The organism is Pseudomonas putida group bacterium ESBL64 (assembly GCF_045277175.1).
Taxonomy (GTDB): Bacteria; Pseudomonadota; Gammaproteobacteria; order Pseudomonadales; family Pseudomonadaceae; genus Aquipseudomonas; species Aquipseudomonas alloputida.
Map to the genome: position 1 here is coordinate 4,057,090 of NZ_CP145799.1, position 23,267 is coordinate 4,080,356.

Below are 23,267 nucleotides of genomic sequence, written 5' to 3' on the forward strand. Positions count from 1 at the left end.
GCGGGTAAACCCGCTCCTACAAATTGTTCACCGCCTGAGAGGGCTGTGGTGAACCTGTAGGCGCGGGTTTACCCGCGAAGAGGCCAGCACAGGCTTACTTGTGCAGCCAGCTGAGGAAGCCACCTTTCTTGATCAGGGCCGGCTTTTGCAGCAACAACGACTCCCGGCTCTGCCGCCGGAACCGCTGCAACTTGCTCAACGCCGTCTGCACTTCGCCACGCTGCTGCAAACAGCTCTTCACCTGTTCCTTGTCGATCCGGTACAGCACGCAACTGGTCAGCGTGCGGAATTCGGCCAGCGAGTCTTCGTCGTCGATGATCCCCTCGATCCCAAGCACCTCTCCCGGCCCCATGCGCCCGGCCTCCAGCCGCTTGTCTCCGTCGCGCACCGAGGCCGACACCACACCGCTGCCAATCACCAGCAGATGATCGGAATGCTCGCCCACCCCCAGGATCACCTGGTCCGCCAGGTACTCGACTGCAGTCATGCGCTGGCTCAACGCATCGCGCTCTTCATCACTTAGCGAGCGGAACACTCGAACCTCATCCAGCACCTCGCGCTGGCGACTGCGCGGCGGCACAGCCAGGTCGACGTTCCACATCACCCCGCTGGCCTCCAGGTGCCGGTGCGCCAGGTCGAACAACTGGTTACGTGCATCGCCCTTGGTGCCCGCATCGGCCACGAAGCCGCTGGCCTCGTACTCCACCGACTCCAGAGTCGAGGCCTTTACCGTCACCTTCGGCTTCGGGGTCGCAAGGATGGCACTGACGCCCTGCAAGGCTTTTTCCAGCGCATCGAACACACGCTTGGGCCGCACCTTGGCCGGGACCACCACGCTGATCGATACCCCGTGCACATCGGCCGGGCGACTGTGGTTGAGCAGCCGCGCCTTGGCCGCCACCGAGTTGGGGATTACCGCCAGGCTGCCGGTACCGGTCAGCAGGCGCGTGGCGCGCCAGTCGATGTCCAGGACCTTGCCTTCGGTGCCGTCGATGGAGATTGAGTCGCCAATCTGATAGGGCCGCGTGGTGTTCAGCACGATGCCGCTGAAGACGTCAGCCAGTGTGCTCTGCAGCGCCAGGCCGATGACGATGGCCATTACCCCGGAGGTGGCCAGCAGGCCCTTCACCGGCAGTTGCAGCACGTAGCCTGCGGCCGCGACCACGGCGGCGAGGAAGATCAACGCCCCCAGCACATCCTGCAGCAAGCGCCCGCCATGGCTGCCACGGGCCACCAGCAACAGGCCGAATACCACGGTTACCGTGCGCGCACCGAACAGCCACCAGCCGATGGCCAATACCGTGGCCATCAGGTTGCGCGAGACATCGTCGGGCCACGGCGGTGGTTGCAGCGGGCTCATGCCGGCGGCCATCAGCACCGCGCTGAACAGCAGGAAGATCACCAGGCGCGCGCTGATGCGCCAGGCATGACGCTGAATGGGGATCAGTTGCCAAAGCACGAGGTCGAGCAGGATCAGGGCGCAACCGAGCAACAACGGGGACGACTGGATGAACGCCAGCATGGTGGTCTCGGGGGTGAGGGGAGGGCTGTGGGTAGTAATAGAGCAGGTTTGCCGGGCAGGCAATGCAAGCCTGTGCTGGCCCCTTCGCGGGCTTGCCCGCTCCCACAGGTAAAGCGCTGGTTTTGAACCTTGTGCGATCCCTGTGGGAGCGGGCGAGCCCGCGAAGAGGCCAGCAAAACCAACGCCAATCTATCGTTCCTAAAACAGAACGCTAAAGGCAAAAACCGCTATCTACCGCTCCAAAGGTGATGGTTTTAATCTTCTCCCATCAACGCGAAACACCCAACTTACTGAATATCAAAACCCTTAGGAGCTACCCCCATGACCCACTTCAAATACAACCGCCTGAACAAAGACGACGCCGCCGTACTGCTGGTCGATCACCAGGCTGGCCTGCTGTCCCTGGTGCGCGACATCGAGCCGGACGCGTTCAAGAACAACGTGCTGGCCCTGGCCGACCTGGCCAAGTTCTTCAACCTGCCGACCATTCTTACCACCAGCTTCGAGCAAGGCCCCAACGGCCCACTGGTGCCAGAGCTGAAAGCCCTGTTCCCGGACGCCCCGTACATTGCCCGCCCTGGCCAGATCAACGCCTGGGACAACGAAGACTTCGTCAAGGCCGTGAAGGCCACTGGCAAGAAGCAACTGATCATCGCCGGCGTTGTGACTGAAGTGTGCGTAGCTTTCCCGGCCCTGTCTGCCCTGGAAGAAGAGTTCGACGTGTTCGTGGTCACTGATGCCTCCGGTACCTTCAACGCCATGACCCGCGACGCCGCCCACGACCGCATGAGCCAGGCGGGTGCGCAATTGATGACCTGGTTCGGCGTGGCCTGCGAGCTGCACCGCGACTGGCGCAACGACATCGAAGGCCTGGCCGCGCTGTGCTCCAACCACATCCCGGATTACCGCAACCTGATGACCAGCTACAACGCCTTCAACGCCAACAAGTAAGCGCAAACGCCGCGGGCACCGCCAATCGGTGCCCGCCCAGGGCAGCACACCTATCCAATCCAGCGCCCGTCCGCCGTTGCACAGTGGATGCGGGCAAGCTCATCCCAAGGAACGCCGATGAACACCGCACTCCATGACAACCGCGAAGTGGTGACCGTATGCCTGCAACACAAGGTGCTTGATAGCTCGCCGGGCACCCCCGCAGCGCAACCGCCGCGCTGGAAACAGGCGCTGCTGACCTACCTGGTGATCTGCCCGATGACCATGGTCATCCCGCAACTGCTGGCGCCGCTGTTTGCACGCTTCCCGCAACTGGGCGGCGTGATCACCGGCAACCTGATCGTCAACCTGTTCGTCATCCTGCCCGTGGTGTTCTACATCATGCCTTGGGTAACCCGTCGCTGCGCCAACTGGCTGCGCGGCTGAGCCGACGCCTTCACCTCGAAACGTTCAAGGAGATACCGCTATGAGCACGTTCGTTACCCGCGATGGCACTTCGATCTATTTCAAGGACTGGGGCAGCGGCAAGCCCGTGCTGTTCAGCCACGGCTGGCCGCTGGATGCCGACATGTGGGATTCGCAGATGGAGTTCCTGGCCAGCCGCGGTTACCGCGCCATCGCCTTCGACCGCCGGGGTTTCGGCCGCTCGAGCCAGCCGTGGAACGGTTACGACTACGACACCTTCGCCGATGACATTGCCCAGCTGATCGAGCACCTCGACCTGCGCGACGTCACCCTGGTGGGCTTCTCGATGGGGGGCGGTGATGTCAGCCGCTACATCGCCCGCCACGGCAGCGAGCGGGTGGCCGGGCTGGTGTTGCTGGGCGCGGTGACGCCAGTGTTCGGCAAGCGTGAGGACAACCCTGACGGTGTCGACCTGTCGGTGTTCGAGGGCATCCAGGCCGGCCTGCGTGCCGACCGCGCGCAGTTCATCGCCGATTTCGCCACGCCGTTCTACGGCCTGAACCATGGGCAGCAGGTGTCCCAGGGTGTGCAGACGCAGACCCTGAACATTGCGCTGATGGCGTCAATCAAAGGCACCCTGGACTGTGTGACGGCCTTCTCGGAGACCGATTTCCGTCCCGACATGGCCAAGGTCGATGTGCCGACGTTGGTGATCCATGGCGATGACGACCAGATCGTGCCGTTCGAGACCACCGGCAAGCAGGCGGCGGAGCTGATTCGCGGCGCCGAGCTGAAGGTGTATGCCGGGGCGCCGCACGGGTTTGCGGTGACCCATGCACAGCAACTGAATGAGGACTTGCTGGCGTTCCTTCAGCGGTAATGGTGGAAAACATTCGCGGGTAAACCCGTTCCTACAGACGTTGTAGGAGCGGGTTTACCCGCGAAGAGGCCGGCCCAGGCAGCAAAAAGCTTGACCAGGACTAACCTTCTTCAACCCACCGCACATCCATTCAAGCCCAGGCCTTGCATCAACCGGCATGCTTCGCAGTCCCCCTGCCGGCCCCTAGTCGGAGAAGCCCATGTCCCAGGATCGCAACGACAAGACCCGTCGCCAGTTCCTCGCCACCAGCACTGTGCTCGGTGCCGCTGGCGCGCTCTGGTCCGCATTGCCTTTTACCGGCCAAGCCGGTTCCGCTCACGCATCCACGCAAGGAGGTTCCATGACCGCCGACCTGATTCTGTTCAACGGCAAACTGCACACCGTTGACCGCGAAAAGCCCACCGCGACCGCCGTCGCCATCAAGGACGGCCGCTTCATCGCCGTGGGCAGCGACGCCGAGGCCATGGCCCACAAGGGCGCCGCCACGCAAATCATCGACCTCAAGCAGCGCACGGTGATCCCGGGCCTCAATGACTCGCACCTGCACCTGATCCGCGGTGGCCTGAACTACAACCTCGAGCTACGTTGGGAAGGGGTACCGTCGGTGGCCGATGCCCTGCGCATGCTCAAGGACCAGGCTGCGCGCACGCCAACCCCGCAGTGGGTGCGGGTAGTCGGTGGCTGGAACGAATTCCAGTTCGCCGAAAAACGCATGCCCACCCTGGAAGAAATCAACCAGGCTGCGCCCGATACCCCGGTATTCCTGTTGCACCTGTATGACCGCGCGCTGCTCAACCGCGCTGCGCTCAAGGCCGTCGGCTACGATAAGAGCACCCCGAACCCGCCAGGTGGCGAAATCCAGCGTGACAAGTTCGGCAACCCGACCGGCATGCTGATCGCCCGCCCGAACGCGATGATCCTCTACGCCACGCTGGCCAAGGGGCCTAAGCTGCCGCTGGAGTATCAGGTCAACTCCACTCGCCAGTTCATGCGTGAGCTCAACCGGCTGGGCCTGACCAGCGCCATCGACGCCGGTGGCGGCTACCAGAACTTCCCCGATGACTACTCGGTGATCCAGGAGCTGGCCGACAACAACCAGCTGACCGTGCGCATCGCCTACAACCTGTTCACCCAGAAGCCCAAGGAAGAACTGGACGACTTCAAGAAGTGGACCTCCAGCGTCAAGCTGCACAGCGGCACCGATTTCTTGCGCCACAATGGCGCGGGCGAAATGCTGGTGTTCTCTGCCGCCGACTTCGAGGACTTCCTCGAGCCGCGCCCGGACCTGCCGCAGACCATGGAAGAAGAACTGGAGCCGGTGGTGCGCCACCTGGTCGAGCAGCGCTGGCCGTTCCGCCTGCACGCCACCTACAACGAGTCGATCACGCGCATGCTCGACGTGTTCGAAAAGGTCAACCGGGACATCCCGTTCAATGGCTTGCCGTGGTTCTTCGACCACGCCGAAACCATCACCCCCCAGAACATCGAGCGCGTGCGGGCGCTGGGTGGCGGTATTGCCATTCAGGATCGCATGGCCTTCCAGGGTGAGTACTTCGTCGATCGTTACGGCGCCAAGGCTGCCGAACAGACCCCGCCGATCAAGCGCATGCTCGACATGGGCGTGCCGGTCGGTGCCGGTACCGATGCCACCCGGGTGTCCAGCTACAACCCGTGGACTTCGCTGTACTGGCTGGTCAGCGGCAAGACCGTTGGTGGCATGGAGCTGTACCCGGAAGGCCTCAGCCGCGACACTGCTTTGCAGCTGTTTACCCAAGGCAGTGCCTGGTTCTCCAGCGAGCAAGGCAAGAAGGGCCAGATCAAGGTGGGCCAGCTGGCTGACCTGGCAGCATTGTCGCTGGACTTCTTCAGTGTCGATGAAGAGGCGATCAAGGGCATCGAGTCGGTGCTGACCATCGTTGATGGCAAGGTGGTGTACGGTGCTGGCGAGTTCGACAAGCTTGGCCCGCCGCAGGTGCCGGTGCTGCCAGAGTGGTCGCCGGTGACCAAGGTGCCTGGGCACTGGCGCGTTGGTACGCCATCGTTGGCAGCCGCTGTGCACCAGTGCTCGGGGCCGTGCGGGGTGCATGCACACAGCCATGACAAGGCGCGCAAATCGAGTGTTCCGGTCAATGACTTCCAGGGATTCTGGGGGGCGCTGGGCTGTTCGTGCTTCGCTTTCTAAGCTGAGCTGATTTGAAGAACGGGGGCCAATATCTGGCCCCTTTCTTGTGTCTTCAGTGCCGGCCCTTTCGCGGGTAAACCCGCTCCTACAGGGCCTTTGCTGCCTTTTCGCAGGTAACCCGCACCTACGGGGCCTTTGTGGTCCTTTCGCGGATAAACCCGCGCATACGGGGGCTGCGCGGTCCTTGTAGCGAAAGGGCCGCAAAGGCCAGCATCAATGGTGAGCCTTATGCTCCCCGCCAGCCAACAAATGCCGAATCCGCACTTCAACCCCATCGGTCTGCAGCATCCTGACCCGCGCCTCGATCTTCAGTTCACCACGGGTCACCCGGTGGTGATGCCGCAGATGCTCCAGCCACGATTCCTCGAAGAAGAACTCCAGCCACAACGCCGGATCAGCACTGTCCCGCATCAACCCCCACGACAATGCGCCATTGCGCTTGCGCATCGCTTCCAGCTCCCGCGCCGCCTGCTGGAAGGCCTCGGCTTTGGTGGGGGCTATGTGGTACTCGACGGTGACCATCACCGGTCCGACTTCCTTGTCCATGTCATCGCTGAGCACCGGCACCGGCCAATGCAGCGACGGCGTCAGCTCCTCTGCCTCGGTTTCCGGCAGCGCCACCTTGCAGGTCAGCAAGGTGCCCAGCGCCAGGCCGCCTGCGGCCAGCAGCAGGCTGAAGGTGATCGTTGCATGGCTGGCCAGCGTGCCCCACAGCAGGCCGCCACAGGCCATGGCGCCGAAGAAGATCAGAATGTATACCGACAAAGCCCGCGCCCTTACCCAGGCGGGCACCGAAGTCTGCGCAGCCACCTGCAGGTTGGACAGCACCGCGATCCACGCCGCGCCACTGAGCAGCATCGCGGGCAGCAGCGCATAGAAGTTGCGCACCAGCGCCAGGGCCAGCAGGAACAGGGCATACAGCAGGCTGGCCAGTAACACCAGGCGGTCACGGCTGATGCGCTCACGCAGGCGCGGCAGCAAGGTGGCACCCGCCACTGCGCCAATACCGATGGCCGCCAGCAGCAGGCCGAAGTCCGCTGCGGTGCCGCGCATCTCGCCACGCACGATCAGCGGCAGCAGCGAAGTGCCGGCGCTGGCGCAGAAAAAGAACGCCAACGCGCGTAGCATCACGGCCTGCAAAGGCTTGGCGCTGCGGGCAAAGCGCAGCCCAGTGCGCATGGCGCCAACGAAGCGTTCGGCCGGCAGCAGTGGTTCCTTCACCTCGCGCTTCCACAGGAACAACACCAGGATCACACCCGCGAACGAGATGGCATTCAGGGCAAAGGTCAGCCACGGGCCGACCATGCTCACCACCAACCCCGCCAGTGCCGGGCCGATGGCCCGTGACACGTTGATGCCGACACTGGAAAGCGCCACCGCGTTGGCCAGGTCCTCCTTGCCCACCAGTTCCGGTGTCAGTGCGCTCCACGCCGGCATCATCAGCGCTGTACCAATGCCCAGTGCCAGGGTCAGCACCAGCAGCAAGGTGACGTTCATCATCCCGAGCAAGGTCAGGGCCGCCAGCACAACCGCTACGCAAGACATCCACAGCTGCACCAGCAACAGGTAGCGGCGTTTGTCGACGATGTCCGCCGCTGCGCCAGCCGGCAGGGCCAGGAAGAACATCGGCAGCGAGCCGGCTACCTGGATCAACGCCACGTGCAGCGGGCTGGCCGACAGTGTGGTCATCAGCCAGCCGGCGCCCACCTCGTGCATCCAGGTGCCGATATTGGAGGCGATGGTGGCGATCCACAGCATGCGGAAGGTGGTGTTACGCAACGGGCTCCAGGCACCTGAAGGGGATGTGCTCATGTCAGAAGCTGCCTTTGAGTGGGTATTCGATGATCAGGTAGATGCGGTCGATATCATTGCCCGCCTGGGCCTGGTTGGCGCGGTGGCTGACGTGGGAGAACGACAGGCTCAGGTCCTTGGCAGCCCCCGACTGCACCACGTATTTCAGGTCGATGTCGCGTTCCCAGTGCTTGCCGCCGTCGCCGTACTGGTTCACATAGGCGCCGCCCGCAGGCGCATGGCTGCCGTCGATGCCGCGGCCGCTGACATAGCGGCCCATCAGGCTCAGGCCAGGTGCGCCGAGGGTGGCGAAGTTCAGGTCATAGCGCAGTTGCCACGAGTGCTCGCCAGGGCCGTTGAAGTCGGCGTACTTGATCGCGTTGGCCAGGTAGATGGAGTCGCCGCCGACGAAGTCGAACGGGGTGTCGCCCTCGACCTTCTGGTAGGCCAGGCTCAGCGCCTGGGCGCCGAAGCTGTACCTGGCCAGCAGGCTGTAAGCGAGGGTGTCGATCGCCCCGGCGCTGGCGTTGCCGGTGTCGCGGGTTTTGTACAGGTTGCCGTCCAGGCGCCAGTTGCCCTCGGCCACGTTCAGGTTGAGGTAGGCCTGGCGCCAGGTGTTTTCCAGCTGCCCGGCATACACTGCGGCGCCGAACGGCCCGTTGGGTGCGAAGGTGGCACCGGCCAGGCTGATGGCCCGGTTGTGGGTGGTCGCGCCGTAGCCGCTGAAGTCGTCGTGGGTGGAGCTGTTGTCCTGGTTGTTGAAGGCAGTGAAACGCCCGGCCTGCAGGCGCCAGTCGGGCTGGTCGGTGTTTTCCACCCACCAGCCGGTGGCGTATTCCGGGTGCAGGCGTTTGTCACCGGTGTCGAACACCGGGGTTTCCACCATCATCTCGCCATAGCGCAGTTGGGTGTTGCCTAACTGCATTTTGAGCGCGGCACCGGCACTGGAGTACTCGGACTCGGCGCGGCCATCGCTGTCGCGTGGCAGCAGGCCGGTGCCGCTATGGCCGCGGCCGCCGTCGAGCTTGAGGCCAAGAAAGCCATGGGCATCGATGCCGACGCCGACAGTGCCTTCGGTGAAACCGGAACGCACCTCGCCGATGAAGCCTTGGGCCCATTCCTGGCGGTAGTTCTGACCGCTGCCGGAGGGCGAGCGGAAGTCACTGTGCAGGAAATAGTTGCGGCTGAGCAGCGACCAGCCGGGCGCTTCGGCGTGGCTGAGCGCCGGGCACAGGGCGAGGGTGGCGAGCAGGGCGCGGCCTGGTCCGTGAGTGGCGCGGATCATGAGGGGCTCCGGGGGATGATCCGGAAGTGTGGAGGAAGAGTAGACCCAAGGTCTTGTAAGGGTGTGCTGGGTGGGGATTTGCATTACCTGTACCGGCCCTTTCGCGGCTAAAGCCGCTCCTACAGGGCCACCACCGGCCCCGAGCCTTGTGCAATACCTGTGGGCGCGGGCAGGCCCGCGAAGAGGCCGGCTCAGCCAGCCAGGCACTCAAGCCATGTCGCTGATGGCGAACTCCTCAGCCAGATGATCGATCAGCGCTCGCACCGAAGGCAGCAACCCACGTCGCGATGGGAAGATCGCATGCACGATGCCGCAACGCGGGTGCCAGTCCGGAATCAGCTCAACCAGGCGTCCTGCCGCCAGGTCCTCACGCACCGCCACCCGCGGCAAGTGTGCAATCCCCACTCCGGCTACCACGAAGTGGCGCAAGGCAAACAGGTCATCAGTCACCATGCGTGGTGTATGCGGGATGACGATGCTGCGGCTGTTGTCCTCACCCTGGAACAGTTCCCACTGGTACTCGCGCTGGGCACTGCCCCAATGCACGCTGGGTAGTGTGCCCAGCAGCTGCGGATCAAAGCCTTTGGGCAGTTGCGCCAGGTATTGAGGTTGACCGACCAGGCACTGGGTGCTGTTGCTCAGCACCTTCATCACCATGTCAGTGTTCTCCAGCGGCGGAAAGCGCACCCGCAGGGCGATGTCGAAGCCCTCATGCAGCAGGTCGACACGGCGGTTGGTACTTTCGATGAAGAGCTCCACCTGCGGGTACTTGAGCATGTAGCGGGTCAGCATCGGCCCGACCCAGGAGTTGAGCAGGGTGGTCGGGCAGCTGATGCGGACCAAGCCGCGCGGTTCGCTGCGGTTGCGCTCGATGATTTCCGCCGCGCCCTCGGCCTCCACGCGCATGGCCAGGCAACGGTTGTAGTAGGCCTGGCCGATCTCGGTCAGCGAGCAGTGCCGGCTGGTGCGGTGCAGCAGCCGCACGCCCAGGCGGTCTTCAAGGTCGGCGATGCGCCGGCTGAGTTTTGACTTGGGCATGTCCAGCGCCCGCCCGGCCGGGGCGAAGCCGCCATGTTCGACGACCTGGGTGAAGTAGTAGAGGGAGTTGAGGTCTTCCAATGATCGGTCTCCGGGTATTTGGTTGCCTGTGCCGGCCTCTTCGCTTGTAGGAGCGGCTTTAGCCGCGAAGAGGCCGGCACAGCCCCAACAAATCCATCGTTCATAAATCAGAACGCTAAAGCCAGATTCTGCTAACTACCGCCGCAAAGGTGATGATTTTAATCTGTGCCCATCAACGCGAAACACCCCGGATTGCTGAAAAATTCATAACCCTTGGGAGCACAGACCATGAGCAAATTCACCTACAACCGCCTGAACAAAGACGACGCTGCCGTACTGCTGGTTGACCACCAGGCTGGCCTGCTGTCGCTGGTGCGCGATATCGAGCCGGACAAGTTCAAGAACAACGTGCTGGCGCTGGCTGACCTGGCCAAGTTCTTCAACCTGCCGACCATCCTCACCACCAGCTTCGAGCAAGGCCCCAACGGCCCACTGGTGCCAGAACTGAAAGCCCTGTTCCCGGACGCCCCGTACATTGCCCGCCCTGGCCAGATCAACGCCTGGGACAACGAAGACTTCGTCAAGGCCGTGAAAGCCACTGGCAAGAAGCAACTGATCATCGCCGGCGTTGTGACTGAAGTGTGCGTAGCTTTCCCGGCCCTGTCTGCCCTGGAAGAAGAGTTTGACGTGTTCGTGGTGACTGATGCTTCCGGCACCTTCAACGAAATGACCCGCGATGCTGCCCATGACCGCATGAGCCAGGCGGGTGCCCAACTGATGACCTGGTTCGGCGTGGCTTGCGAGCTGCACCGCGACTGGCGCAACGATGTCGAAGGGCTGGCTGCACTTTGCTCCAACCACATTCCGGATTATCGCAACCTGATGACCAGCTATAACGCGCTGACTGCGGGTAAGTAATCAACCATCAGCAACGCGCACAAAGGCCGGCTCTCTCTGTAGGGAGCCGGTTTTTTTGTTGCGCTTTGTTCCAGTCGTTGACCTGTATTGGCGGCATTGTTAGCGTTTCACCCGAGCGCGAAGCCAGTTGTCATTCAGCGGCAGTAACTGGATCAGGAACCCCATCGATGGCTGAATCATCAGTGTAGGGTGAGACCTCCACACCCCGGCTTGAGGTGTGCATATGAATATCGAGCATCTGATGGGCCACTGGAAACAGTGGCCCTTTTCTGTGGTTGGTACTGACACCCGTGTCGACGAGGACTCTGTGGGAGCGGGTTCACCCGCGAAGAGGCCGATACAGGCGACTCAGTTCATGGGCTGTGACTCAATCCCATCCAGCAATGCCTCAACCAACCCTTCTGCCATTTCGAGTGCGTTCAGGTTGCTCCAGAACAGGCTCTTGCCTGTGTCATCCAGATGCTCCAAGGCTTTGTAGCCACAGTCGTAGGCACCGCGCAGGTATTGGGCGACATGCACCAGGGCATCGTTGGCGGAAACGCCGGGGTTTACGGTGAACAATGGGGGATGGCCGGCATCGCAGCGGCTGAAAGAGCGTTGTGTGGTGTTGGGGAGGGGTGGATCGGGGACGATTCTTTTCATGGCAATTCCTTCTCCAGGATTGAACTGCAACCACCCGTTTCCACGCAGAAGGCGGCAGTTGTGCGCGGGGTGGAAAACCGGTGAGAAGGCAAGCCGGTAGGCCAAACGGCCTCACGCGCACAACTGCCATAACGGCAGCCCTTCATCACATCCGGGTTTCCACACCCGATCGCTGAACCGACAGCGACCCGGTTAGCCTAGAGAGCAGGCCTTCCCTGGACAATCAGACGGGCGTCGACACGGTGTGTAGGATAATTCCTTGGGATTGGCGTGAACGTAGGAAATGGTTCGCGGGGAAGTAGGACCCAGCTGAGAATTAGACGATTTTGTGATGGTTTTTGTGTGTTCGCGTAATGGCGGCGAGGTGATCGTCAGGACATTGCAGGATGGCTTCCAGGTGCCTGGCGATAGTTTTTGGGCGCCCATGAGATCGAGCGCCGCCCGCGCGGCGCTTCGCGGGTAAACCCGCTCCTACGTTTGTTTCTGGCCAGTCCCTCCTGTGCCAGGCGCGCGCGACCGCCTTGTTTGTACGACGCGATATCGAGGCGTGCGCCAGGGGGCTCGCGTGCGCGTCCCACAGGAATAACTGGCCCGAAACAAATGTAGGAGCGGGTTTACCCGCGAAGCGCCGCGCGGCGGCGCTCGATCTCACAGGCACTACAACCCTCAAGGCATGCGCCAAAAGGCCTCAATCCGCATCCGAATCAAACAACCTTTCCAACTCCACCCGCGCCTCCTTGGCCGTCTGCATCACCTTGGCCCGGTCATCACGCACTTGCCCCTGGGCCTCCAGCACCTCTTCGTCATGTTGGGTAAACCGTGCAATGCGGTCCGCCGCCTGTTCATCGCTCAGGCCCAACCCCACCAGTGCCCGGCGGGTCATTTCCAGGCTGGAGTAGAACGTTTCGCGAATCGGCTCGGCGCCCACATCCGCCAGTTTGTGCACATGCTGGCGGTTGCGCGCCCGGGCCAGCACCTTCAGGTGTGGGTACAGGCGCTTCACCCGTGCGGCGGTATGAATGGCGGCTTCAGGGTCATCAATGGTGATGATGAAGTACTCCGCTTCACCCACCTTGGCGGCGTGCAACACCTCCGGGCGCAGCGGGTCGCCGTAGAACACCGGCACCTGTTCGAACATACGGGTCATCTCGATGGTGTCCACCGAGGTTTCCAGGGCAACGAACGGGATCTTCTGCGCCCGCAGGATGCGCGCGACGATCTGGCCCATGCGGCCCATGCCGGCGATCACCACCCGCGGCGTATCCGTCTGGATCTGCTTGTATTGCTCGGGCACTTCACGCGCCGGTTGCGGGCGTTTGAGGGCGCGGGCGCAACCCAGCATCAGCAGCGGGGTGATGGCCATCGACAGGGTAATGGTCATCAGCAGCAGGTCGTAGGTCTGGGTGTCGAACAGGCCCTGGTCCTTGCCCAGCTTGAACACCACGAAGGCGAACTCGCCACCGGCCGCCAGCACCATGCCCAGGCGCAGGGCGCTGGCGCTGTTCAGGCCGCCGACCCAGCGGCCGACGCCTATCAGCAACAGCAGCTTCACGGCCACCAGCAACAGGGTCAGGCCCAGCACCACCAGTGGCATTTCCAGCAGCAGGCGCAGGTTGGCGCCCATGCCCACGCTGATGAAGAACAGCCCCAGCAGCAGGCCCTTGAAGGGTTCGATCTGCGATTCCAGCTCGTGACGGTATTCCGAGTCGGCCAGCAGCAGGCCGGCGAGGAAAGCGCCAAGGGCCATGGAGATACCCGCTTCTTCCATCAGCCAGGCGGTGCCGATCACCACCAGCAGTGCGGTGGCAGTAGACACTTCCGGCAGGCCGGTGCGGGCCACGGTGCGGAACACCGGGCGCAACAGGTAGCGACCGCCGATGATCACCACGGCGATGCTGGCGAATACCTTCAGGCCGTGTTGCAGGCTGTCGCCTTGGCTGGTGTCCGGGCCACTGGCGGCCAGCAGCGGTACCAAGGCGATCAGCGGGATCGCGGCGATGTCCTGGAACAACAGGATGGCGAACGCCAGACGGCCGTGCGGTGCATTGAGCTGCTTGCTCTCGGCCAGGCTCTGCAGGCCAAGGGCGGTGGACGAAAGCGCCAGGCCCAGGCCGAGCACGATGGCTGCTGGCAGCGTCTGGCTGAAGCCGAACAGGGCGATGGCGCCGATGACTGCACCGGTCAGCACCACCTGGGCAGTGCCGACACCAAACACCGACTTGCGCATCAGCCACAAGCGTTTGGGCGACAGTTCCAGGCCGATGATGAACAGCAGCAAGACCACGCCCAGTTCGGAAATGTGCGCCACGCTTTCTGTGTCGCGGATCAGGCCAAGTGCTTGCGGGCCGATGACCACACCGGCGAGCAGGTAGCCGAGCACGGCACCCAGTTGCAGGCGCTTGGCCAGGGGGACGGCGAGGACGGCGGCAAGCAGGAAGATCACCGCGGTTTGTAGAAGGCTGCCTTCGTGTGGCATTGGCTCGTACTCCATGAGCTGCCGGGGCAGCGTTCGAACAGTTTGACGGACAATTCTGAGGGGTGGGGTGGGGTCAGACAATCATCTGACGGGAAGAAACATTGTCCTGTTCAGGGTGACAATCGGTGCCGGCGCCTACCCAGGCTTCAAGGCCTGTGCTGTCTCTGTGGGAGCGGGCGCGCCCGCGAGGAAGGCAGCGCTAATCCGACTGTTCACCGCCACCAAACTGTGCCCGATACTGCGCCGGCGTCATGCCAATTCGCTCAAAGAATACCTTGCGCATGTGTCGGTCACTGCCAAACCCGCACTGCGCCGCCACCACCTTCATCGGCAGGTCACCGCATTCGAGCAGCTTGCGTGCGCGATCGATGCGCGCATTCTGCAGGTACTGCAGCGGCGTAATGCCCACCTCACGCTGAAACGTCCGGGCAAAGTTGCGCCCGCTCATGGCCACCAGTTCGGCCATTTTCTGCACGGTGAACGCCTGCTCGATGTGGTCGACGATATAGGCCTGTACCCGGGCAATCGGCGAGTCATCGCGTGGTACCGCAGCCAGCAACGGCCCGTAGGGTGTCTGCCCGCCCTGACGGTGGCGGGCAACCAGAAGTACCTTGGCCACTTCCAGGGCCAGCGCCTTGCCATGGTCCTCGGCGACCACCGCCAATGCCAGGTCGATCCCAGCAGTGATACCGCCCGAGGTGATCAGGCAGCGGTCCATCACGTAGATCTGCTCGGTCTCCACCTTGGCCTCGGGGAACGCCTGTGCCAGGCGCTCCACGTAGTTCCAGTGGGTGGTACAGCGATAGCCATTCAGTAACCCGGCCCGCCCCAGCAGGAACACCCCGGTGCAGATGGCGCCGAAGCGCTTCGCCTGGCGTGCGGCCTTGGGCAGCCAGCGCTCGATCCCTGGCAGGGCGGTGTCATAGGCCCCTGGGCCGCCCGGCACCAGCAACAGGTCGACGGCCTCCGGCAAGTCTTCCAGGCGCTGGTCTGCCACCACCTTCAGGCCGCATGAGCCGCGCACCACTGCTTGCCCCTCGGCCAAGGTCAGCAGCCGATATTGCCGTGCTGCAGGCAAGAACCGGTTGGCGATGGCGAATGCATCCATGGGGCCGGTGACATCCAGCAGTAGCACATCGTTGAACAGCACCATGGCCACGGTGCGGTGGGCGGGTTTTTCCTGCATGCCTCTGTCGCCTTGAATGCCGGCCGCAGGTAGCGGCCAGAAGCTGAATACGAAACGCATCTTAAGATATCGGCAAAACGCCCAGGGCCAGCAGCGCACAATTAACAACAATTCAGGTTTGGCTCAGGACTTCGTCATGTGCCGGGGGCGAGACTTTCTGCATTGAACAGGAGAGTCGCCATGTACCCTGGGACGCCCGAAGCGCCGCTGCAAACCCCCGGCGCACTCACGCCCGCGCGGCTGCGCCGGGCCAAGGAGCTGATGTTGCACAGCCCGTTGTCGATCATTGAGATCGCTGCGGTATGCAACCTCACACGCAGCCACTTTTCCCGCGCCTTCAAAGTCAACACCGGCCTTTCGCCGCAGGCCTGGCGCCTGCTGGCGCGCATGGAAAAGGCCAAGCGCTTGCTCGCCACCGAGGCGCCTATCACCCATGTGAGCCTGGAATGCGGTTTTTGCGACCAGGCCCATTTCACCCGCGCTTTCAGCCGCCTGGTCGGCCAGCCACCCAAGGCCTGGCGGCAGGCGCAGGTACTTTCATAAGCCGAAGCTATCCACCGGTATAACCCCCTGCGGACAGTGCCGGCCCGTTATCCCAACCCAAGGAGTCACCCCCATGAGCCAACCCGATTACAAGCGCCTGAACAAAGACGACGCCGTGGTGCTGCTGGTCGACCACCAGACCGGTCTGATCTCGCTGGTGCAGGATTTTTCGCCCAACGAATTCAAGAACAACGTGCTGGCCTTGGGCGACCTGGCCAAGTTCTTTGGCCTGCCGACCATCCTCACCACCAGCTTCGAGCAAGGCCCGAATGGCCCGCTGGTGCCCGAGCTGAAAGAAATGTTTCCGGATGCGCCGTACATTGCCCGTCCGGGCCAGATCAACGCCTGGGACAACGAAGACTTCGTCAAGGCAATCAAGGCCACGGGCCGCAAGCAACTGATCATCGCCGGTGTGGTGACCGATGTGTGCGTGGCATTCCCGACCCTGTCGGCGCTGGCGGAAGGTTTTGAAGTGTTCGTGGTGACCGACGCCTCGGGCACCTTCAACGAAACCGTGCAGCAAGCAGCTTGGGTGCGCATGACCCAGGCGGGTGCGCAGATGATGAACTGGTTCTCGGTGGCCTGCGAACTGCACCGCGACTGGCGCAACGACATCGAAGGGCTGGGCAACCTGCTGTCGCAGCGTATTCCCAACTACCGCAACCTGATGAACAGCTACGCGGCGCTGGCCTCGCGTTGATGTAATCCTGAATCGGCCTCTTCGCGGGTAAACCCGCGAAGAGGCCGGCACAGGCTATGCGTGACTCACAGGCAGACTGAAACGAATCCGGCATCCACCCAACTGCGACACCAGCGCCTGCAACTGCCCGCCGTGTGCCTGAGCCACCGAACTGCAGATCGCCAAGCCCATCCCCATGCCACCGGTCTTGGTGGAGTGAAAGGCATCGAATACACGCTCCCGCTCGTCCGCTGCGATCCCCGGCCCGTTGTCGTCCACGCAGACCTCCACCCCATCCTCGACCACCGCCGACGCAATCTTCAGCACCCCGTCACTGCGATACCCCGACAACGCTTCCAGGGCATTGGTAATCAGGTTGAACACCAACTGCTGCAACTGCACCGGGTCGGCTGTCACGCACACCCCGGCCTTCAGCTGCGTCTGCACATCCACCTTGCCCTTGGCGGCGTCGGCCGAGGTCAGGCGCACCACCTCGCGGATCAATTCGTCCAGCTTCACCGCCTTGAGTTGCATCGGTGACTGCTTGGCCAGGGACCGCAGCGCCCGCACGATGTTGCCGGCCCGTTCGCTGTCGTTGCGGATGTCTTCCAGGCCGGCAATTGCTTCTTCCAGGTCGGGATTGGGGCGTTTCAACCAGCGCAGGCTGGCCGCGGCATTGGAGGCGATGCCCAGTAGCGGTTGGCTGATCTCGTGGGCGATGGACGCTGACAGCTCGTTCATCGCCTGCAAGTGCGCACTGCGCGCCAGTTCCGCACGCGAGCGGCGCAACTCAGCCTCCATCTGTGCGCGGATCTGGTTTTCTTCGGCCAGGCGTGTGTAGAACTTGGCCGTTTGTAGCGACACCGCTGCCTGTGAGGCGAGGATTTCCAGCATGGCCAGGCGCTGACCGCCGAACAGGTTGGGCACAAGGCGGTTTTCCAGGTACACCAGGCCGATCAGCACGCCCTGGATCACCAGCGGCAGGCACAGCACCGAGCGGGCGTTGCGCGCCTGCAGCTGTTGGCGGAAGGCCTCCGGGCACTCACTGAGGGCATCGTTGAGCACCAGCGGTTTGCGGGTGCGCATGGTGGTGTTGATGACTGACAGCGGTGCCTGGGTCATGAACTTCTGGCAGTTGTCCATGCTCACGTGCAGCCCGGCATCGTCGATGTAGGCCAGGGCGGCCATCTGGAATTCGGCGCCGCTCACAATCAGCAGCGCGCCATGGTCGGCGCCGGAGTGCTGGGTCAGGTGGCCCATCAGGGTTTCGATCAGGCCTTCGAGCAGCACTTCTTCGGACAGCGCCCGCGCGGCTTCGATGCCGGCTTCGAGGTCCAGCCTGGCCTGGTGGGTGGCACGGTAGGTCTCCTGAATCGGCTGGGTGCGCAGAAACGGATGCAACGTCTCAAGCTGGTGCACCTTGCCGGTCGCGCCCCAGATATGGAAGCAGTCGCGGGCGATACGCAGGTGCAGGTTGGCGCCGGAGATCAGGCCGCTGGGGATGCACACCTCGGCCAGCTGTTCGTGGGCCAGTGCCTGCTCGTGGATGAAACCGGCAGCGGTGGCGGCGATTTGCGCCTGGTCAAAGCAGCGGATCGCGGCCAGGCCGTCGCCTTCGAGCTTGGCGATGACGCCCTCGATCAGCAACTGCTTGCTGCGGAAGGTGGCCGGGTTGAAGCCGGCCCAGCGGCTGAAGCGCTCGCGCAGGGCCTGCAACTGGCGCAGCTTGTCGGCAAGACTGCCCGGGGCCTCGGGGCTGCCCAGGGCCAGGCCGCGGAACAGATGATAGTCAGCCAGGTTGATGTGCGCCGGTGCCGCCCAGCTGTTGTCACCGGCCAATGCCAGGTCGCGCATGGCCTTCGGGATATTGCCCATGTAGAAGGCGCACATGGCGGCGAACAGGTGTTGGAAGAACCGCGTGGTGGGCGACCTCGAGGCGGTGGCCGGGGCGGGGCAGGGCGTGCCGCTCAGGTTGGCGACGAACGCTTGCTGGGCCAGCAGGATCTGCTCGATATCGCCGTAGCCGTGGCGACGCACAGTGGCCAGGCCTTGCGCCACTTCCTCGACCACGTCCGGCAGGTAGCGGCCCATGAACAGCGAATCTGAAACCAGGTGGTTGCAGGCATAGCAGCTCATCGCCAGGTCACCGCTCAGGCGCGCCGAGTCGACCGCGTCCAGCGCGGTACGTCGGGCGAATTCCATGGGCGAGGTCCAGGCGCTGACCTGGTCCAGGGCCAGCAACGCGCTGGTCAGATCAGCGTCGAAACCGTGCCGCTCGATCAGCTTGAGCGCGGCCAGGCAACAGGCATGGCCATCATGGTAAGCGCCAAAACGCTCGGCAATCATCACGCCGTACCAGGCCATGCCGTAGGTGCTGCCAGGGGCAACGCCGTGCAGTAGCGACATCTCCATGAGCTTGGCCAGGTGCAGGAAGCAGATGTCGTCCTTCACGAAGAAGGATGATGACAGAGTGGCCAGCAGGCTGATGGCAACCGTCACTTCCTCCGAATCGGTGCGCGGCAGTGACTCCAGGCAATGCCGGTCCTTCTGTTCGATCAACGCCTGCACATGGGCATGACTGGCCTCGACCTCTTGCCAGTCGACGCCCCGCACCGGGCTTATGCCCAGCAAGTCCAGGCCGTCCAGGGCGCTGTCGATAGCCGCCTGATAGTCACCGTGCAAGGTGTACAGCAGTGCCTGCAGCCGGCACGCCCGCGCCTGGTCCAACACCGTGCGGGCACGCTGGCGGCATTCAGTGAGGCGGGCCTGCGCTGCGATCGTTCGCGACAGTTGCATGTCGCACTCCGTCGCCATGCAGGCGACGGCAAAGCCATGCGTGGCGCGGCTTTCCAGCGTGGCGCTGTGGTGCAGCAACTGCTCGGCGGTGTGCAGGTAGCCAGCGGCCTGTTCGAAGGCGCCGGTGTCGCGTGCGCGGGATGCGGCTTCGCGTAAAAGCTGCAGGAACGCTTCGCAGTCATCCGCTGCAAACCCGCATGGGCTGGCGCGTTGCAGCTGGCTGGCGAGCTCGAACAACACCTCGTGCGTTCGCCCTGGCCAAGCCTGGCGCATGGCCAGGGCGATGCGTGCATGCAGCGAGGCGCGCTCGTGCACGGGCGTGAGTGCATAAGCGGCCTCCATCACCCGGTCATGAGTGCAGCCTAAGCCATTCTGGCCCGGTTGCAGGAAACCGGCGCGAATCAAGGCTTTCAACGGTTCGCCCGGCGGTTGGGCGAGTACCTGCCGAAGCAGGCGTTCATCGCAGTGGCTGCCCGCCGCGCTGACGACCCGCAACAGGTCGCGTTGCGGTGCCGTCAGGCGCTCCAGGCGGTGGACCATCAAGTCGGCGACATTGTCGGAATAGCAGTGCCGGGCCACGGCCTGCAGGCACCATGACCAGCGCATGGCCTGGGTGTCGAAGATGAACAGCTGGTCTTCGACCATGGCCCTGAGGATCTGGTTGATGAAAAACGGGTTGCCCGCCGTCTTGCCGTGCACCCGTTCGGCCAGCTGATATGCGTCTTCAGGGGCAACATGGAAGCGCTCGCCAATCAGCTCGGTCACTGCCCCCACGGCCAGTGGCCGCAGGTTCAGCGTGGTGCTTCGCACCGTTGCGGGTATGGCCAACGGTGCGCTGGTGGTGGGCGTATCGTTGCACTGGGTGACAATCAGCAGCAGGTTAGCCGGCACGTTAGCCAGCAGTTGGGCCAGCAGTTGCCGGGTGGCGTCGTCGGCCCATTGCAAGTCGTCGAAGAACAGCACCAGCGGTTGGCCAGGCCGGCTGAAAACCTGCAGGAATTCAATGATCGCGTGCAGTTCCTTGTGCAACGCAAGGCGCGTGGGCTTGGCGGGTAATTGGGGCAAGGGGCCGAGAATCAGTTGCAGGTCCGGGGCCAGCTTGCCAAGCAGACGGCCATGACTTTTGATGCGGCGCTGGATTTCGCGGCGCAGGGTGACGAGGTCCTGACTGTTCTTGGCCAGCAACTGGGTAGTCAGGGCACCGAGTACTTCGATCCAGGGCGTGTAGGGCACTGCTTGGGCGTGGCTGTTGCACGTGCCGACGGCCCAGTAACCTTCGGCGTTGGCCTTGAGAGCTGCTTTGACCAGGCTCGACTTGCCCATGCCAGCAGCGCCGTAGATGACCAGGGCTTGTGGTTTGCTGTCGCGATGCAAGGCCTTGAGCAGCAGGGCGATAGCCTTTTGCTCGGCGCTGCGGCCATACAGGCGTGCGTGGTCGGGCGCTACCGGGTCGGCGCAGCCTGGGGTGAAGGGTGCCATGGTTTTGTGGGCGGCCCACTGCCGCTGGCAGTGAGCCAAGTCCACTGCAAAGGCGCGCGCGCTCTGGTAGCGGGCGTCCGGCTCTTTGGCCAAGGCCTTTGCCAGGACCAGGCTGAGGGGGGGCGGCACCTTGCTGTCCACTTCGCTGGCCGCCCGCGGCTGCACACCAGCATGCAGCTGTCGCCAGTGCTGGGTGTCGCGCCCGGCCAGCGGCAGTTCGCCTACCAGTAACTGGTAGAGGATTGCCCCCAGGGCATAGATATCACTGCGTCGGTCGCTGCTGCTTCCGTGCGGGCAAACCTGCTCCGGCGCCAGGTAGGCCCAGTTGCCGAGCGGGGTGCCCTGTTCGCTGATCCGTTCTGCTGGGTCGGCGCGAAAGAAGCCCAGGCGCACCCGCTGGTGGGCGCGCAGGTACACATGTTCGGGCTGCAATGTACCGTGCAGCGCATTGCGTTCGTGCGCTTGCGCCAACGCATGGGCAGCGTTCACCGCGATGTCGAGAAACGGCTCCAGCGCCGCAGGGCCTTCAGCGATCAGGTCGGCGACTGAGAGGCCGGCCGGGTACACCAGCAAGGGGCCTTCGGCCGAGCGCACGAACGCCGAGGGGATCACCGCCCACTGCGGGTCCAGTTGCAGGCGGTAGTCACGCTCCAGGCGCTGACAGGCGGAAGGTGCCTCGAGCGGCGCGCGCACGGCGATCCAGGCTTGGTGTGAAGCGGGGTCGCGCAGGCGGAAATAGCTGAGCTCACCTTCCTGGCCCAGCGCGCTGATCTCGCACCGGTTCAGCCAGCCCTCGTCGATTGACTGGTCGTAATCGATGGGCCTGTGGGCAAGGCGTTCATCGAGCATAAAGCACCCCCGCTAGCGACATCCTGAGGCGCGAGTATACGCAGCGGGCCCAGCGTGGATGCGGGTTACAGCCTGCTTGGCAGGAACGGGCACGCTGTTGTCCGTTATCGTCCCCTGAGGGCTGGCGGGCTTTTGTATAGTCCTTTGGCCAACCTATCCCTCGGGATAATTGTCTGAACGCGTACGCTGGCCTAGGCTGCCCCGGACAGCGAAAACGCCTGTGCCCGCGCGAGGAAGCCATGATCCGAATAGGCAATGCCCAGGTGTCGCTGGAGCGGCGCGAAGTCTTTGTCGACGGCAAGCCGATCCTGTTGGGTGGGCGTGCTTTCGACGTGCTGGCCACGCTGATCAGGGCCAAGGGCCGCGTGGTCGGCAAGGACGAGTTGTTCAGCCAGGTGTGGTCCGGCACGGTGGTCGAGGACAATAACTTGCAGGTTCAGGTGTCCTTGCTGCGCAAGGCCTTTGGCGACCGTAGCCTGATCCAGACCGTGCCGCGCCGGGGCTATCGCCTGGCCGCGCAGATCAGCCTCGAGGTGCCTGGTCAGGCACTGGGCAGGTCATTGCTGCGCAGCCTGGCCGAGACTGTCGAGCCGCTCGATGAGCGCGTGAATGTGCCGGTGCTGGTGGTGGATGACGACCCGTCGGTGCGCACCGCGTTGGGCCGGCTGTTGCGCTCGCAGGACATCCCGCACCACTTGTTTGCCAGTGCCGAGGCGCTGTTCGAGGCCCGCCTGGAAACCCCCTGTGCCTGCCTGCTGCTGGACATGCACTTGCCGGGTACAAGCGGCCTGGAGGTACAGGATGCGCTGTGCCGGCTGGCGCTGCCCTGGCCGATCGTGTTCATGACCGGCTTCGGCACCATCCCGATGACCGTCCAGGCCATGCGCGCCGGGGCGGTGGAGTTTCTGACCAAGCCGTTCGATGAAGACCAGTTGCTGACCCTGTTGCAGGCAGTGCGCGCCCGTGCCGTGGCCGAAGGCCGCAAGTGGCTGCAGGCGCGGCAGGTCGAGGAAAAGTACCAGCGCCTGACTCAGCGTGAGCGCCAGGTTTTCTCGCTGGTGGTAGGCGGCTTGTCGCACAAGCAGATCGCCAGGCAGATCGGCACCAGCGAGGTGACGACCAAGGTGCACAAGAAGAACATCATGAACAAGATGCAGTCCCGCTCGCTGCTGGAGCTTGCGGCCATGCACAACCTCCTCGGAGCGCGGTCTGCGAGCCTGGGCGGCGCATGAGCAGAGGGGTGTGCATCGTCGACGACGATGCCTCGGTGCGCAAAAGCCTGGCCAACCTGCTGCGCTCGGCGGGGTTCGAGACCTTGTCGTTTTCCGCCGGGCACGCCTTCCTGGCCTCGCCACTGGCGGGCGAGGCGGGTTGTGTGTTGCTGGACCTGAAGATGCCGGGAATGAGCGGGCTGGAGGTACAGCGTGAGTTGGCACAGCGGGGGAGGCGCTTGCCGGTGATCTGCATGTCGGCACATTGGGATGATGGCTCGGTACGGGCAGCGATGGGCCTTGGGGCACTGGCCTGCCTGGGCAAGCCATTTTCTGAAGAGGTGCTGCTGAAGGTGGTTGAAGAGGCTTTGGCTGGCGGTCAGTGAGGTATGGCTGTTCCGGCCTCTTCGCGG

The 23,267-nt window shown here is 63.6% G+C and carries 17 protein-coding genes; 9 read left to right on the plus strand and 8 right to left on the minus strand.

The window, feature by feature from the left end; all coding sequences use genetic code 11:
* Positions 1-94 precede the first annotated feature (94 nt).
* On the minus strand, positions 95-1,522 hold the full coding sequence (locus V6093_RS18495; RefSeq protein WP_406669577.1) for a mechanosensitive ion channel domain-containing protein: 1,428 nt from the start codon (positions 1,520-1,522) through the stop codon (positions 95-97).
* Between the two features lie 321 nt (positions 1,523-1,843).
* On the opposite strand from V6093_RS18495, the gene ycaC (V6093_RS18500) reads away from it, so the two are divergent.
* The 4 genes from ycaC (V6093_RS18500) to V6093_RS18515 all read left to right on the plus strand — a co-directional run bounded on the left by ycaC (V6093_RS18500) (position 1,844) and on the right by V6093_RS18515 (position 5,940).
* On the plus strand, positions 1,844-2,473 hold the full coding sequence (gene ycaC, locus V6093_RS18500) for an isochorismate family cysteine hydrolase YcaC (RefSeq protein ID WP_003253552.1): 630 nt from the start codon (positions 1,844-1,846) through the stop codon (positions 2,471-2,473).
* 117 nt (positions 2,474-2,590) lie between these two features.
* A complete protein-coding gene (locus V6093_RS18505) occupies positions 2,591-2,899 on the plus strand; it encodes a hypothetical protein (protein ID WP_003253554.1) in 309 nt (102 codons plus the stop codon).
* A gap of 40 nt (positions 2,900-2,939) precedes the next feature.
* Positions 2,940-3,758, plus strand: coding sequence for an alpha/beta fold hydrolase (locus V6093_RS18510; protein WP_003253555.1), 819 nt, complete (start codon positions 2,940-2,942; stop codon positions 3,756-3,758).
* A 199-nt stretch (positions 3,759-3,957) separates the two neighbouring features.
* On the plus strand, positions 3,958-5,940 hold the full coding sequence (locus V6093_RS18515) for an amidohydrolase (RefSeq protein ID WP_080756744.1): 1,983 nt from the start codon (positions 3,958-3,960) through the stop codon (positions 5,938-5,940).
* A 213-nt stretch (positions 5,941-6,153) separates the two neighbouring features.
* Here V6093_RS18515 and V6093_RS18520 read toward each other — a convergent pair whose 3' ends face one another.
* The 3 genes from V6093_RS18520 to V6093_RS18530 form a co-directional block, all read right to left on the minus strand.
* Positions 6,154-7,752, minus strand: a complete 1,599-nt coding sequence (locus V6093_RS18520) for an MFS transporter (RefSeq protein WP_406669578.1) — start codon at positions 7,750-7,752, stop codon at positions 6,154-6,156.
* 1 nt (position 7,753) lies between these two features.
* A complete protein-coding gene (locus V6093_RS18525) occupies positions 7,754-9,016 on the minus strand; it encodes an OprD family porin (protein WP_108079034.1) in 1,263 nt (420 codons plus the stop codon).
* 207 nt (positions 9,017-9,223) lie between these two features.
* On the minus strand, positions 9,224-10,135 hold the full coding sequence (locus V6093_RS18530) for a LysR substrate-binding domain-containing protein (RefSeq protein WP_003253563.1): 912 nt from the start codon (positions 10,133-10,135) through the stop codon (positions 9,224-9,226).
* A 228-nt stretch (positions 10,136-10,363) separates the two neighbouring features.
* Between V6093_RS18530 and ycaC (V6093_RS18535) the strand changes: the two genes are divergently transcribed.
* Entirely contained in the window at positions 10,364-10,993 is a 630-nt protein-coding gene (gene ycaC, locus V6093_RS18535; protein ID WP_012274792.1) for an isochorismate family cysteine hydrolase YcaC, read from the plus strand.
* Between the two features lie 348 nt (positions 10,994-11,341).
* Here ycaC (V6093_RS18535) and V6093_RS18540 read toward each other — a convergent pair whose 3' ends face one another.
* From V6093_RS18540 to V6093_RS18550, 3 genes are all read right to left on the minus strand, one after another.
* The gene (locus tag V6093_RS18540; RefSeq protein ID WP_406669579.1) at positions 11,342-11,635 is read right to left on the minus strand and encodes a hypothetical protein; all 294 of its coding nucleotides are present in this window, start codon (positions 11,633-11,635) and stop codon (positions 11,342-11,344) included.
* A 688-nt stretch (positions 11,636-12,323) separates the two neighbouring features.
* Entirely contained in the window at positions 12,324-14,111 is a 1,788-nt protein-coding gene (locus tag V6093_RS18545) for a monovalent cation:proton antiporter-2 (CPA2) family protein (protein WP_047603699.1), read from the minus strand.
* A gap of 199 nt (positions 14,112-14,310) precedes the next feature.
* A complete protein-coding gene (locus V6093_RS18550; RefSeq protein WP_019752770.1) occupies positions 14,311-15,297 on the minus strand; it encodes a GlxA family transcriptional regulator in 987 nt (328 codons plus the stop codon).
* Between the two features lie 180 nt (positions 15,298-15,477).
* Here V6093_RS18550 and V6093_RS18555 point away from each other — a divergent pair, with 180 nt between their 5' ends.
* Both V6093_RS18555 and ycaC (V6093_RS18560) read left to right on the plus strand, forming a co-directional pair.
* The gene (locus V6093_RS18555) at positions 15,478-15,840 is read left to right on the plus strand and encodes an AraC family transcriptional regulator (protein ID WP_012054076.1); all 363 of its coding nucleotides are present in this window, start codon (positions 15,478-15,480) and stop codon (positions 15,838-15,840) included.
* 73 nt (positions 15,841-15,913) lie between these two features.
* Entirely contained in the window at positions 15,914-16,540 is a 627-nt protein-coding gene (gene ycaC, locus V6093_RS18560) for an isochorismate family cysteine hydrolase YcaC (protein ID WP_003253573.1), read from the plus strand.
* A 54-nt stretch (positions 16,541-16,594) separates the two neighbouring features.
* On the opposite strand, the gene V6093_RS18565 is transcribed toward ycaC (V6093_RS18560), so the two are convergent.
* The gene (locus tag V6093_RS18565) at positions 16,595-21,643 is read right to left on the minus strand and encodes an ATP-binding sensor histidine kinase (protein WP_108079032.1); all 5,049 of its coding nucleotides are present in this window, start codon (positions 21,641-21,643) and stop codon (positions 16,595-16,597) included.
* A gap of 239 nt (positions 21,644-21,882) precedes the next feature.
* Here V6093_RS18565 and V6093_RS18570 point away from each other — a divergent pair, with 239 nt between their 5' ends.
* Positions 21,883-22,875 (plus strand): response regulator, encoded by a 993-nt coding sequence (locus V6093_RS18570; RefSeq protein ID WP_004575820.1) that lies wholly within the window; start codon positions 21,883-21,885, stop codon positions 22,873-22,875.
* A complete protein-coding gene (locus tag V6093_RS18575; RefSeq protein ID WP_173881306.1) occupies positions 22,872-23,240 on the plus strand; it encodes a response regulator transcription factor in 369 nt (122 codons plus the stop codon). The genes V6093_RS18570 and V6093_RS18575 overlap by 4 nt, the downstream gene beginning before the upstream one ends.
* The last annotated feature ends 27 nt before the right edge of the window (positions 23,241-23,267 follow it).